This window comes from Bacteroidota bacterium (genome assembly GCA_016213405.1).
Taxonomy (GTDB): domain Bacteria; phylum Bacteroidota; class Bacteroidia; order Palsa-948; family Palsa-948; genus Palsa-948.
On record JACRAM010000116.1, the window covers coordinates 15,861 to 29,539 of the forward strand.

Below are 13,679 nucleotides of genomic sequence, written 5' to 3' on the forward strand. Positions count from 1 at the left end.
GGAATATTCTACGAATTATTTTCTGCTATTTTGCTTTCGTCTGTTTCTGGCAAGTTCATCTCAAAATAGAAAAACGGATATGTCATTTTCATATCAATGCGTCTTTTGAGTTGTTCTTTTATTTCGTTTGCAACATACGGAAAAATAATGTTAATTTTCTCATAATAGTTTACCAGATTTCCTGCCGATGTAATTCCCAGACATAGTTTTGTTCCTATGTTTTTTGGAAACTGATTTCTTGCCTGACTGATATACATGCTTTCCTCAATGGCTTTTTGGAGCTTGCGAATGTGCGGATTCAATTTATCAGCATATAATTTTTCAATGTGTGGGGAATTTTCAGCAGAGAAAGAAATCTTTGAAAGTTCATCTGAAAATTCCTTTATCTGCGCTTTGAATGGAAGAAGGACAGGTTTCAAATTATCCCTTGTGTATGTTTCATCTGGTTGTATGTCAAGTCAGCAAGCGGAGGAAAGTTCCAAAGAGGAATTTTGATGAAATCCGTTTCCATGTTTTCACGTGAATCAACTTGTCTGAACGAAAATATTTTTTCAACCTTCGTATCGAAAAGAAAAATGGTTGAGTTTGCAGCTACATAATCGGCAATCGAATTTATATACGGGTCTTCTCCTTTTGTTTCTTCGGAATAAAACCATCCTTCCTGCGCTTCAAAACCACCTTCCTCAATAAACGGCATCACCTCGTACATCTTTATTCCTTTCAGCGTATTTTCTGTGTATTCTTTTAGGTTACTTTTGAAAAGCCGGATAAGGTTTTTAAACTTCTGGATAGCCAAAAGGGTTCTTTTGTCTTTGCCTTTTATATGCTGGGCTTTTTTCATGACAGGAAAAAGTCCGTCTATTTGTTTGTGGAATTGAACTGCAAACTCATCATTTTTATAAGTTTCCTTGTGCGCTTAAATAATCAGTTCATCTGTCCACCCCTCAAGTCCTCTATAAGTTACAACGGTATGTGCAGTCATGGAAATATATTTTACCGCATCTGCAATCAGCACAAGCGGGCGAACATAGAGCGGCTCCGTGTAGTAATGGATTTTTGTATCGTTCCGATTGAAGAAAACAATTTTCATTGGGAGGAAACTTTAGGCGGGAGTTTGTGATAGATGAACGGCATGGAGGATTTGATGTCAATATTCTTGCCGAGTTTTTCAATTATCGCTTCTGCAACAAAGGGTAAAATCACTTCTTCCTTTTCCAGCAAACGTATTTGATTCTCTACACTTGTAATGCCCATCAAAATTTTTATGCGCTGCTCTGCTCCGTATCTGCTTTTTTGCTGCTGAACATAAATGTTTTCGTCAATCTTCTTTTGAATTTTTTCAAGATGCGGAGTAATGTTTAAATTCAAAATCGCCTGAACTTGAGTTAGTGAGTTCTCAAACGGAACGGCAGCAAGTTCTTTTTGAATTTTTTTATAATCCTGATGAAACGATTCAACAATTGGTTTCAGTTCATTCCGAACATTTTTCAGTTGGTCGTAATTAAGGTCGTGCAGGTGTGGAAACTCAAACAGTGGTGTTGAAAAGAAAAACGACTCTGCTGTGATTTCTCCTCCGTCTAATCTTGTGAAAGGGACTAACTGCTCAATCACGTCATCTAAAATCAAATTTTGGTCGTACTCAAAAAAACTATCTACTATTTCTTTTATCAGCGGATCTTCTCCAACTGTTTCTTCCTTGTATTCTTTATTATTCACCAGCATAAATGGAAATATTTCAAATTCATCCATCCCATCTCCTCGCGATACTTCTTCCTTTCTTGTCTTTACTGATTGCTCAAAGAACTGTAGAAGCGGGATGAGTTTATGTTGCTCCATAATATTTTCTAACCACTTTAGTACATCAGCCGCAACTTGTTTCATCAGCCGTTCCATTTTCTGATGAGCTACTATCTGTACTTTATTTTTATTCTTTGTATTTCTTACTTGCTTTAACTTATCGTGAAATTTCACCCATTCCCCATTCCGTTGCTTATTAATTGTCTCATACATAATGCAACAAAATATTTCGCCCAAGTCCTGTTTGCAATGCCACATAATCATATATTCTGATATAAAACTGCTAATGGATACTTGGTTGGTATACATCATTGCAATACGCAAATACACCGGCTCAGCAAAAGCATCGGCTTTTGTATTTGCTCGGTTGTAGATAACTAAATCCATTTGGCGGTTCTGATTTTTGCAGGTATTTGTCTCTATGGGAAAAGAAAAACAAAGCTCATCCAAAATACCTTTGCATCAAACTTTGAAACAAATTCTCCAACTCCCATTCACTTTCTTTGTGTTTGAGTTAAAGGGGTTATTCAGGTGCGTAATATTTTTTCAGCCACTTCGGATAGTTTGGAGCAGTGAAAATATTTTTTCCATTTCTCAGCTCTGCCATCGTTTCAAAATTCGTTGAGTTATCAATCAGGTAAGCGCTGGCTGATGCCTTTGCCGTTTTGGAAAAAAGTTTCAGCGATCTGAAATACCGCTGCTCAATCTTTTTATCATCCACATCGTGTCCGCCTTGCTTTACCCTCAGTTTAACCCGTTCAATGTTTAAATGCCAGTCGTTTGTAAATACAAAATAACAATAGGTTTTATATCCTTTCTTTCTTGCTTGTTCCAGTAATTTGAGTTTTGAAGGATGGGATAAAACCGTTTCATAGCAAAACGATTGTTTGCTTTCAATAAGTTTTTCCGAGAGATACGAAGCAATAAAAGAAGCGATGTATGAATTCAATTCACCTTTTCGGATGTTCATTTTCAAAACACCGCCTTGAATATTTATTTTTTTGAGAAAAGATTTATCCTGTATTTTTTTGAGAATACCCGATTGCCGGATGTGTTTTTTGAAGTCCTCATCCGAAACTTTTACCCGATAGGCATTAAAATGAAACCGAAGCGATTCAGAAAGTTTTTGTTCAATCTCATCCGCGTTCACATATATTTCGGTGTGAATGTAGGATTTGCTGCGTAGAAAATTAAAGAGATGGGTTTTTCCTGAGCCGTTAGGACCGGCAAACATTCTAAAACGCGGCTGCATGTTTTCAGGATGCTTTTTTGTACTGACGCGACCTGCGTAAAACTTTAACCTTCTTATTCGGATAAATCAATTTCACTTCTCCGTTTTCAGAAATGGCAATAGGAAGGTTTTTCCGTGATGCTTTCCGTCTTGCTGATTTTGCTGCGCCTTTCAGCAGCTTTTTGAATTTTTCGTTTTCGCTCATTGTAGTTATTTTTTACTAAGACAAATTTACAACAATATTTTCATCCAAAATACCTCTGCATCAAACTCTGAAACAAATTCTCCAACTCTCTTTCACTTTCTCTTTGCTTCTCACGCAGTTTTTCTACGCGCTCCACCAGCGAGGCGAATTTTTGTTGGAGTGAAAGAGGTGGAAGAATAATTTTTAAACTTCTTAAGGATTCTGTATTAATATTAAAATTACCAGCAGTAGTTTTTGCTCTTCGTAACATTTCCCCTCTGTATGAAGCGTATGAAAAATGGAATTGTAAAAAAACTGGAAGTACGATTGACAAACTTTGTAATCGCGCTCTTATTAAGTAAGACGCATAAATAAATTCTTCTTCTTTGCTAAATATTGCACATCTTCCAATATATTCTGGATTCCCATTTGACCTTACAAAGAGAATATCTCCATTTTTTAATTTTAATTTTTCAATTTCATTCGGTTCGGGTTTGCAATATTTCAAATCGTCTTCGTTAATACTTCCTCCGATAATGTTTGGAATTCGTAAAACTGGCAAGAACCCTTTTTGAAATTTTGTTGAGCACTGAAGCGAAGTTCCATATTTTAGTCCTTCCACTAATTCTCCAAATGTTTTTATGTCCCATTCTTTCTCATTCCTCACCGGGTCTCCAAACATTTCAAGAAAGGCAGATTGAAGAAATTGTTCTGTGAGTTGGTTTGCTTGTTTGCGCTTTTGCCGCGCTGCATCGGCTTGCTCAAGGATGCTGGCGATTTTTTGTTGGGTTTTTAAATCGGGAACAGGAATCTCAATTCGAGATAATCCATCTGTATTAATATTTTGTTGAACTCCGCCTTTCTTATTACTTAAAATTTGTTTCCAGTAAAAATTAGAATGGGTAAAAGCACCAAAATATTTCGGATAGATTTTCTTTGTATCAAATCTTAACCTGATAAGATATGAAGCGAAAACTTCTTTAGAATTTTTACCAAAATAAATATGGGCTTTCCCAACAGAACCACTTCTTGCAATAATACAATCTCCGTCTTGAAGCAAATATCGTGGAACTTCTTTTTCATTTATTAAAACTCCAGGGACTGTTGCATAATCAACTTTTCCATATTCATCAATATCAGTAACGCGAATAAACCCAACTCCGTTCCTTTCTGGAATTGCACTACCTGTAAATCCATAACGGATTTCGGATACTAATTCTCCTAATTTCATTTACAAACTTTTCTTTATTCCTTTCACATAATCTGCTATTTCTTCTTCCAGCATTAAAATCTTATCCATAATCTTTTCCGGCTTTTCGTATTCAACCACTTCATGCTTCACTTCCTTGTAGCGGGAAATGCTGAGGTCGTATTTATTTTTTCTGATTTCATCCTCTTTCACCAGCACCACATTCTTTCCTGTTTTGCGTTCAGGATATTTTTTCAGGATGTCAGAAATATCGTTTTCTGAAATCTTCTGGCGCTTATCGTCCAATGAAAAACCATCAGCACTCATATCGTAAAACCAAACTTTGTCGGTTATTCCGCCCTTGGTGAAAATCAAAACTGCGGTACTTACTCCTGCATACGGTTTGAAAACGCCCGATGGCATGGAAATAATTCCTTCTAATTTGCATTTATCCACAAGTATTTGCCTCACTCCCTGATGCGCGTTGCTTGTGCCGAACAAAACGCCATCGGGAACAATCACCACAGCGCGTCCGCCTGTTACCAGCAAGTCATAGATCAGTTCCACAAAAAGAAGTTCGGTCTTACTGGTTTTTGTGCTGAACCGTTCGTTCACATCGCTTTCATCAATGCTTCCCTTGAAAGGAGGGTTGGCGAGAATCACATCGTAACATTGTTTTTCTGAAAATTGTTTGGAGAGCGCATCGGCATATTTGAAATTTGGATTATCCACACCGTGAAGCATCAGGTTCATCGCACCCATACGCACCATCGTGGCATCAAAGTCAAATCCGGTAAGCGCACGGCTCTTTAGGAACTCATGCAATTTCGGGTTAGTGATCTTATCACCTATCAGATTATGCGCCTTGCCTTCTTCATCGTAAGTGAGAATATCGGGTGATGTGTTGCTCTCCAAAATATGTTCGTAAGCTGAGACCAGGAATCCGGCAGTACCCGCAGCAGGATCGCATATACGCTCGCCTATCTTCGGGTCAATGAGTTTGGTCATCATGCGGATGATGTGACGCGGGGTGCGGAACTGCCCGTTTTTTCCGGCAGTAGAAAGTTGTCCGAGCAGGTATTCGTAGAGGTCGCCCTGCACATCAATATTCTGCTCGCTGATGTGCATGTCGTCAATAATCTTGACAGCTTCCTGCAAGAGCGATGCTTTGGGTATGCTGAACATGGCATCTTCCATGTGCTGAGTGAAGGAACTGGTTTCACTTCCGAGATTGCGTAGGAACTCAAACACGGTGTCGCGCACATGCCGGAGCATTTCATCGCCCGGCAACTGGCTCCAGTAACTCCAACGGCATTTTTCTTTGTCAATTTTTCTTCCTCCAACATCCATTTTTCCGATGAACACGGATTTGAAATCGGTCTTCCTTCGCTTGGCAGCAGCAGCGCGCGCATTGTCCATATCTTCCAGCCGTTTAAGGAAAATCAAATAACTCATCTGCTCTATGGCAGTAAGCGGATTGCTGATACCTCCGCTCCAGAAACGGTTCCAGAGGGCATCTACTTGGGATTTGAGGGCGGGGTTGGTGAGCATATTATCTGGTCAATGGGATTTTCTTAAAATCACCTTCATCTAAAAAGGCGAATTTTCTTTCAAATAACCCTGCAAGTTTCTTGTTTGCCGTAGCAAAAATAATCTGACGATTCTCATTAATAACAATCTCTCTTAAATAATCCAAAAACGAAAGAATATTCATGTCATCCGTATAAGTTACCGGATCATCAAACAGTAGGATATTTGGAGCTTTGTTAATTTTTTTGTTCAGTGATAAAAATATTGAAAGGGCTAATGCAGATCTTTGACCAGAACTAATTTTTGTTATTGGTCTATCTGTTTCACCACTAAGCAAATTTAAATACACTTTACCGTCTCTAAAAACAACGTCTTTAAATTCATAAGGAGAATGAATATTTGAAAATACATCCTGAATCTCTGAAAGATTTTTAGCAATAAAATCAGTCAATACTTTTTCCTCCGAATCTTTTTCCAAGATTTCTCCGATTACATCTAATGCATTCTTTAATCTTATAGTTTTAGGAATTAATCCTTCATTGGCTTTTAACGCTACTGATTTTATTTGTTCAGCTAATTTATATTGAGTTAAAAGAGCTTGGTCATTTTTTATATTTAAAAGTAATGAAGAAATATTTTGAATTTTTAAACTAATTTCCATTATTTTTTCTTCAGGAGTCAATTCCAAATACTGCTTTATCTCGTTAAAACACTTTATAGCAAACTCAATAATTGACTTTCTTTCACTAAGGTGTAAATGGAATTCTGAATAATTAGGTCTGCTTTCAAGTGTGGTAACATAGCTCTTTAGTTTTTCATTCAGAGATTCAATCTTAGAAGTTAATATGGCAATCTCCTCATTTATTTTATTTGCATCATTTTCAAGTAGTATTTTATAATTGCTTTGCAGAGTAATATCTTCAGGAATAAATTTCATTTCTGGAAATATCTCCGTGATCCTATTTTTTAATTGCTTGAAACTATCTTCATTGACCCCGTCATTACTCATTACGGCTTTAAGATTAACTAAATTGTCATAATCATTTTTACATTTTTCAAGATTCTCTATATCGCTATTTATGTTTTTCATTATTATTTTTAATGAATCAGCCCCCCTGTTCGCTTTATATTGAAAGGCGGTAATTTTTTCAATCAGCAATACCTGATTTAATAAATATTCTGTCGATATTATTATCTGAGTAGTGTTAGTTAAACTTTGATTTAATTTTTCCAATTTCATTGAATCTGCAAGTTCTGAAACCGCTCTATTAATTCTTTGAAACAATTCATCATGTGAAGCAAAATGTGTCTCGCATAAAGGGCAATCTGTTAATTCATTATCATGATGAAGATAATCCCTACCTTTTGCTTTAATCTCAACAATAATATTCTGAATAAAATTCAATTTCTCCTTTGAAGAAATTATTTCCAATTCTATCTTAGCTTTATCCTCCTTGCACTTATTTAATTCGTTTAAATAATTCGCTTTATACTCTTGAAGTGTTCTCGCTTCATTTTCAAAAATGGATTTATCAATTTTTACTAATTGTTCAATTATCGCATTAAGAGTATTTATTTGTTTTGCGCGTTCATCTATCTTTACCCTAAGACCATCTACTTTAAAATATTCAGGATGAGCAAAATATTTTTCACTTTCAAGTAGTAACTGGTATTTTAAATCAATAGGCGCTTTTGTTTCAATTATTTTATTTTTCTCCTTAAGCATAATCTCAAAACTATTAAAAGCAGCGGAAAACTCTTGCTCTAAGAGCTCGATCCTTTCTTTTTCTACAATCCAATCCTTCAAACAAACCAATTTGTATGCTGGAAGGAGTTGTAGCAGGCTATTAAGTAAATTTTGCACTTCAACAATTTCCTTTTCAATTTCTGAAATATTTAATAGTGAAAATTTGGGAATCTCCTTATTCCATTTATAGTCTTTACAAACAGTAACAAATGTTTTGTAAGATTCTTCAATATTGAGATTTTGTTTTTCCTCGTTTATAGTTTTTTCTGCATTTTGTATTTGGAGTTTATTGTTTTCAATCTGAGCAAAATAATCCCTATGTATAGGATTAAGCCGATCTTTGAACCCATTTAATCTTCCCTTTATTCTGCCAAATTCAGAACCAAGAGCAATTCTTGAAAGATATTTTATTATGGCATTGCTGTCTGTATTATTTTGAAAATTAAATGCTGCATCAGAATAATAGAAATTGTATCTACCAAAAGACTCCTGAAGCTGGTTGCCTCTTGAATAGTCATTTTCATACCAAAGCAAATCCCTTTCCCGATATTTAGCATTATCGCTCGGAGAATACTCGTCTTCAACTCGTTCCAGATTGTAAAATCCTCTAATGCTTCCCGCAGTTTCATTATATGCAGGATTTCTAATGGATTTACCACACAACAACATTTCAATGGCTTCCAACAGCGAGGTCTTTCCAACACCATTTACACCATCTATCAAATTAACTTTTCCAAAAACATAGTTTCTTTCGCCAATTGGGTATTGCCGGTAGTTGTCGGTTAGCTTTATCTCATTTATATAGTTTAAATGTAATCCCTGTGAGTTTTGTTTTTCTGGCTGAACATATTCTTCCTCCTTTAAAACCTTTTCATTCACGAATCTATCGATGGCTTCTGTATACGGTTCGGCATTATATACTTCATTTAAATCTACTGAATTAAGTTTCTTTACCCAATCAACAACAATATTTTTCTGAACTTCCTTTTCTGTTTTTTTATACTCGAAAAATTTCTTGAATTCCTCCGGCTTAAATAAATACTTCCTTGTTAAAATATCATTTTGCTCGATTATTTTTTTAGAAACAGGGTCATATGCATCTCGTAAAAATATTAAATAGTAGTTCCATTGTAAATAACTTGGATTATTATAATAATCGGAAACTAAATATTTTTCTTGATACTCGTTTAAATCCTTAGGGAGTGTTTCATCGTAATCAAAATAGAAAACTGCTGCTGTTTTTTTGTCTGGCTGATATTCCGCCTTAAGTATCTTATGATGTGGCACTTCAATTATGTTTTTGAATTTATTGCCAATAATATTCTCAACTATATCTTTATTCATGATATTATCCTTCTTTATTAATTGAATTTGTCGAATAGGCTGATGTGTCCGAAATAGATGGGTAATGTGAGCTAACACACGAAAATGTGTTCTCGGTCATTGAAGTCTTTCGCCATACAACAATGCGAGAAAGTGATGGGTCTTGAAAAATATTTTTAATATCACTTAAAGCCTTATTTGCATACCCTTCACTTTTTTCACCTATATATGCTACGGTTGCTTTATCAATACCACAAATTAGATTATGTAAGTATGTAGGTGTGGCTTCAAACTTTACTTCATCAATGAGTTTGCCTTTGAATGTATTAAGAATGGGAGGAAAATCATCTCCCCTGTTGATAAGATGCGTATTTAAATACTCGATAGCCTTTAGCTGATTTAATCTTTCACTTTCGCCTTCTTCGTCTTCAATAAACGTTGCTCGTTTAATTATCCAGTTCTCGTCCTCTTCAAAAGAATATAAATTGATTATTAAGTGCCATTTGCTTCCGATTGAATCTATCTTTCCATTACATAAATTAATTAGCCTTTCCTTGTCCACAAAACAAACATTGCTGTCTCTCAAGTAGGCAGAAGTACAACTTTGTCTATTCAGTAATTCAGTAAATCCATCATTTACAGACTCAATGGGGATAATATCTAAATTATTCCAACCGAATAGTTTTCGTACCTCTGGTTCCGTTTTTCTTAATTGGGCATTTGGCAAGCCACTTAGTATTGGTTTTTGGCATTGAATCAAATAGATTAATTCTTTTGAGCTCAGATAGAGTGAGTGTTTTTCATTTTTATTATTTAAATAATACAGACCTTTTGCATGATTATTAATGAATTTAGCATCGGAGTTAAAATCTATATGGTGGGTTTTAATGTGAATTCCGCTTCTGCTGAATTTCGCTATCAAAGGAGATAGAGCCAAAGTCGTTCCTTTCGCCCAATTTAAACATATCAAATCCTTTAATGAATAGTCTAATATTTTTTCTCTAAATCGTTTGAATTCTGGGCTATTTGGTTTCGGATTAAGCTGTGGATTTAAGATAATATATGGATTATCTCTCCACTTATTCTCAAGTAAGCTATCTATATTTACATGGGTCGAAAAATTCATAGCTTCCGAGCATATTAGAGAGAAGAGATAAATAGAATTTTCATTATTTCTTAAAACATAAATTTCATTTCCTTTTATGTAATTATTTTTCTCCAAGTCATTTGTCCAAACACCCATGTGCTCAGTTTTAAATTGAATCAATACAAATAATTTATTATCGCATTTAAAAAGATAACATAAAGGGTCGAAGAAATTTCCATTTGCTGTTAGTAATGTTTCATCAAAATAGATGACAACTTCATCGCTTGTGTGTGTGCTTTTGAAACTCCTAAGCAAATCCTTGTTTATTGATTCGCATCCTATAGCGAATAATTTTCTGCTTGCAGGATGAAGCGTAGGTGTTGAAATAAGTTCAGATAGGACTGACCATGGGCAAGAATATTCTGGTGTCATAGCAACAGAAACATCATTATCCTTAGCTAATTTAAAAAAGGCTTTAAATTTATTTTGTACTTCTGTTTGATTTGAATTTTGGAAACATTGAGCAGTTGCCGTAAAATCTCCTTTATGTTGGTATAGTAGAATAGAATAGGGCGTTGTGCTATACTCTAATGCTTCTAAGTCTAAGTTATTAACTCCAATATTTAGTCTATCTATAAATTTGAAGATCATTAGGCTACCAATTTCCTTGTTAACTCAACAAGTTGTTTTATTTCTTCTTCTGTAAATAATTTTTCCACCGCATTCATTCCAAAATTTGTAAATGGTGCTTCATATAGATCAGCTTCTTCCAGTTTCCGTTTCTGATAAAACACAGTTTGCACAGTTCGCAAAAAGCGGGTTTGGTCGGCATTGTAATTATGTTCCAGTATAAACGCATCAAACGCCTTGCGTACAATCTGCTCGTAGCTCGGCAAGGTTTCTAATTTCAGCACATGCTTTAAAAAGTCAACCAAACTTCCAACGCGCACACCAAACGCTTTCAGCATGTTGTCTTCGTTCAAAGTAATTTCATCCGTTCCAAGTTCAATTTCCAGAGTGCTTTCCAAAGAAATTAAATCATCTAATGTAACGGCTTCACCTTTTTTCAGTTTTTGTATCGCAGTATTTTTGCTTGCCAAATGCTCAATCTTTTCTTCCACTTTCTTTTTGTATTCCTCCACCATCATTTTCTGTCCTTCCTTTCCTCCTTGTTTTACAATCACCCACTTGCGGGAATCAATCACATCATCCAAACCAAGTTCAACAATCAGAGAAGGTTTCTCACGCTTGTATTTCATCAGAGGGGAAAGGGCGGTCTTTGCTTCATCAATGTTTTTCAGTTGGGGCTGGGTCCAAAACTTTGTGGAGAGAACGGCTTCACGGTAAGTAATTTTTTCCTGCACTTGCGGTAAATTCGGTGGAAGCAAATCCACATCTTCACGAATGGAGTTGATGAGCGTGGCAGTATCTTTCTTTTGCAGCATGTAAAGCCCGCAGCGTTCCATCTTGCTGGTAAAAAATGCTTCCGCCATATTCACATCGGGGACAAAACGCAGGAGCGGAGCCGCTTTCATTCTCATCAGTTCAATTTTTTGAGGCGTAAGGAATTTCCAGAAATCATCTTCCCATGTTTCGCGCACATCTTTGATGTTTTTTTTCACAGTGAAAGAGTCAAGTGGAATCCGGGCAATGTAGGCACGGCACTCTTTCACGATGCGTTGAAAGTCCTCTCCGCTCTGGTCGCCAATTAAAATTTCCAACTTGCTCAGTCGCGTATTGAAAATGGAAACAAGAATCGGAATCTGCTTTATGCCGTTCTCATCTTTGGGCATCATGTTGAAATGCTCAAAGTTTTCCCAGAAGTCAACAATGAGAAAATTATCTTTTTTATTTTCAGGAAGCCATTCTAAATGCTTACACGCTTCCAAACTCCTTGTTCCGCGCCCGATCATCTGCCAGAATTTTATCTGCGAGCCAACAGGTTTCATAAATGCAAGGTTCATCACTTCGGGAACATCCACACCCGTATCGAGCATATCTACTGAGATCGCAATGCGGGGCATATCCTGTTTCTTGAATTTTGCCAGTAAATCACTTGCGCGCTCCACACCGGATGTAATCACACGCGCAAGCTGCCCTTTGTGTTCGGGATACATTTCATTGAAGGTTTCTTCCAAACGGATGGCGTGTTTCTGAGTAATAGCAAATATGATGGTCTTTGCAGGAAGCTGTCCTCCGGCATCCTTGTGGCAAACATCCATGAATTCTTCCCACTGCCGGACAAGGGTATCCTTATTCGTTACCTTTTTTTCCAAATCTGTCCCTTCAAAGTTGATGTCTTCGGGATTGATGCCTCGTTCTTTCAGCGATTCCTGATCTGCTTCGGATAAATCCACTCCTTTTATTCCCTTCCGCTGAAATTTTGTTTGAGCGGAATACACATTGTAATCGGCAAGGTATCCTTCCTTAACTGCATCATCATATTTATAAAGATAAGTTGGTGCAGTTCCATCACACTCAAAAAACCGGAAAGTATCTCGGTCAAGAAAATGCGCGGGGGTTGCCGTTAAGCCAATTTGAACCGCATCAAAGTAGGCAAGTACATCGGTGTATTTATTGTAAATGCTTCTATGGCACTCATCGGAAACAATCAAATCAAATTCGGCAGGATTAAATTTTTCATAGCATAACTCCAGCGTTTGCAATGTGCTTACATACACGCGGGTGGTTTTATCAATATTGAAAGTGCGGATGCGGGTCCTTGCTTCGTTTGGCAAATGAACTTTGAAACCATCGGTCAATGCCTGGTCAACCAAACTGTCTCTGTCAGCAAGAAATAAAACTTTTTGCGCCTGCCGTGCTTGCAGGAAAACATCTATCAGAGCCATTATTGTTCTTGTCTTTCCGGTTCCGGTTGCCATCACGAGCAATGCCTTTCGCTTTTTTCTTTTTTCAACGGCTTCGGAAATCCTTCTGATAGCTTCAATTTGGTAGGAACGATTAACAATATTGTCCTTGATCTTTATTTCGTTGAGCGGAAGTTTGTTTTGTTTGAGGTGAAGTAGTCGTTCAAGATTCTCTTTAGAAAAAAATCCGGCAACTAATCTTTCAGGATATTGTTCCGTGTCCCAGAAAAATATTTCTTCCCCATTCGCCATGAAAGCAAAAGGGCGGAAGGATTGTTTTTTGGCGATTTCGGTTACATAACGAAGCACTTGCTCTTTGCCTACTCTTGCATCGCGCCTTGTTTTCTTGGCTTCAATTACTGCCAATACTTCACCGTTGCTCCTGAATAAACAATAATCAGTAATCCCGCTTTGCGGAGAAGCATCGTAACCTTCAACCGGAATTTCAAAGCCAACCGATGTGCGGTCAGCCAGGTTCCATCCCGCCTTGACCAGATCAGGGTCAATGAGGTTGTAACGGGTTTGGGATTCGTTGAAGGTGGAAATACTCATCTTTAAAAAACATCTACATTTGTTACCATGAGGTGTTATTCAATAATCAAACAAAAACAAAAATAGCAATAATGATTTAAGAAAGTCAGTGTAAATAAAATATTGCGTTAGGATAATTCTCGCTTAGGAAACCACGAATTTTCAAGTTACACGAGGATAAATTCAAACGCTC

Annotated in this window: 11 protein-coding genes; all 11 read right to left on the minus strand. The window is 36.6% G+C overall.

Translation table 11 applies throughout. From position 1 onward, the window contains the following. Positions 1-8: 8 nt before the first annotated feature. A complete protein-coding gene (locus HY841_13780) occupies positions 9-419 on the minus strand; it encodes a hypothetical protein (GenBank protein ID MBI4931827.1) in 411 nt (136 codons plus the stop codon). Continuing rightward, positions 416-841: a hypothetical protein gene (locus tag HY841_13785; GenBank protein MBI4931828.1), complete on the minus strand. Its 426-nt coding sequence runs from the start codon at positions 839-841 to the stop codon at positions 416-418. The genes HY841_13780 and HY841_13785 overlap by 4 nt, the downstream gene beginning before the upstream one ends. A gap of 75 nt (positions 842-916) precedes the next feature. Continuing rightward, a complete protein-coding gene (locus tag HY841_13790) occupies positions 917-1,090 on the minus strand; it encodes a hypothetical protein (GenBank protein MBI4931829.1) in 174 nt (57 codons plus the stop codon). Continuing rightward, positions 1,087-2,184: a hypothetical protein gene (locus tag HY841_13795; protein MBI4931830.1), complete on the minus strand. Its 1,098-nt coding sequence runs from the start codon at positions 2,182-2,184 to the stop codon at positions 1,087-1,089. The genes HY841_13790 and HY841_13795 overlap by 4 nt, the downstream gene beginning before the upstream one ends. Positions 2,185-2,320: 136 nt before the next feature. Further along, positions 2,321-3,049, minus strand: coding sequence for a zeta toxin family protein (locus HY841_13800; protein ID MBI4931831.1), 729 nt, complete (start codon positions 3,047-3,049; stop codon positions 2,321-2,323). A gap of 4 nt (positions 3,050-3,053) precedes the next feature. Then, the gene (locus HY841_13805) at positions 3,054-3,233 is read right to left on the minus strand and encodes a hypothetical protein (protein ID MBI4931832.1); all 180 of its coding nucleotides are present in this window, start codon (positions 3,231-3,233) and stop codon (positions 3,054-3,056) included. A gap of 40 nt (positions 3,234-3,273) precedes the next feature. Then, entirely contained in the window at positions 3,274-4,443 is a 1,170-nt protein-coding gene (locus HY841_13810) for a restriction endonuclease subunit S (protein ID MBI4931833.1), read from the minus strand. Then, positions 4,444-5,952, minus strand: a complete 1,509-nt coding sequence (locus HY841_13815) for an SAM-dependent DNA methyltransferase (protein ID MBI4931834.1) — start codon at positions 5,950-5,952, stop codon at positions 4,444-4,446. It abuts the gene before it with no gap. Position 5,953: 1 nt separating this feature from the next. After that, positions 5,954-9,022 carry a hypothetical protein gene (locus HY841_13820; GenBank protein ID MBI4931835.1) on the minus strand — a complete coding sequence of 1,023 codons (3,069 nt, stop codon included), beginning with the start codon at positions 9,020-9,022 and terminating at the stop codon, positions 5,954-5,956. A gap of 4 nt (positions 9,023-9,026) precedes the next feature. Beyond that, positions 9,027-10,739 carry a hypothetical protein gene (locus tag HY841_13825; GenBank protein ID MBI4931836.1) on the minus strand — a complete coding sequence of 571 codons (1,713 nt, stop codon included), beginning with the start codon at positions 10,737-10,739 and terminating at the stop codon, positions 9,027-9,029. Further along, positions 10,739-13,507, minus strand: a complete 2,769-nt coding sequence (locus HY841_13830) for a DEAD/DEAH box helicase family protein (protein MBI4931837.1) — start codon at positions 13,505-13,507, stop codon at positions 10,739-10,741. The genes HY841_13825 and HY841_13830 overlap by 1 nt, the downstream gene beginning before the upstream one ends. Positions 13,508-13,679: the final 172 nt, after the last annotated feature.

What these genes read in the sequence shown, in the direction of transcription:
- HY841_13830 (MBI4931837.1), bottom strand. Translation starts at nt 13,507, where the DNA reads ATGAGTATTTCCACCTTCAACGAATCCCAAACCCGTTACAACCTCATT.
- HY841_13800 (MBI4931831.1), bottom strand. Translation starts at nt 3,049, where the DNA reads ATGCAGCCGCGTTTTAGAATGTTTGCCGGTCCTAACGGCTCAGGAAAA.
- HY841_13795 (MBI4931830.1), bottom strand. Translation starts at nt 2,184, where the DNA reads ATGGATTTAGTTATCTACAACCGAGCAAATACAAAAGCCGATGCTTTT.
- HY841_13825 (MBI4931836.1), bottom strand. Translation starts at nt 10,739, where the DNA reads ATGATCTTCAAATTTATAGATAGACTAAATATTGGAGTTAATAACTTA.
- HY841_13805 (MBI4931832.1), bottom strand. Translation starts at nt 3,233, where the DNA reads ATGAGCGAAAACGAAAAATTCAAAAAGCTGCTGAAAGGCGCAGCAAAA.
- HY841_13820 (MBI4931835.1), bottom strand. Translation starts at nt 9,022, where the DNA reads ATGAATAAAGATATAGTTGAGAATATTATTGGCAATAAATTCAAAAAC.
- HY841_13785 (MBI4931828.1), bottom strand. Translation starts at nt 841, where the DNA reads ATGAAAAAAGCCCAGCATATAAAAGGCAAAGACAAAAGAACCCTTTTG.
- HY841_13815 (MBI4931834.1), bottom strand. Translation starts at nt 5,952, where the DNA reads ATGCTCACCAACCCCGCCCTCAAATCCCAAGTAGATGCCCTCTGGAAC.
- HY841_13810 (MBI4931833.1), bottom strand. Translation starts at nt 4,443, where the DNA reads ATGAAATTAGGAGAATTAGTATCCGAAATCCGTTATGGATTTACAGGT.
- HY841_13790 (MBI4931829.1), bottom strand. Translation starts at nt 1,090, where the DNA reads ATGAAAATTGTTTTCTTCAATCGGAACGATACAAAAATCCATTACTAC.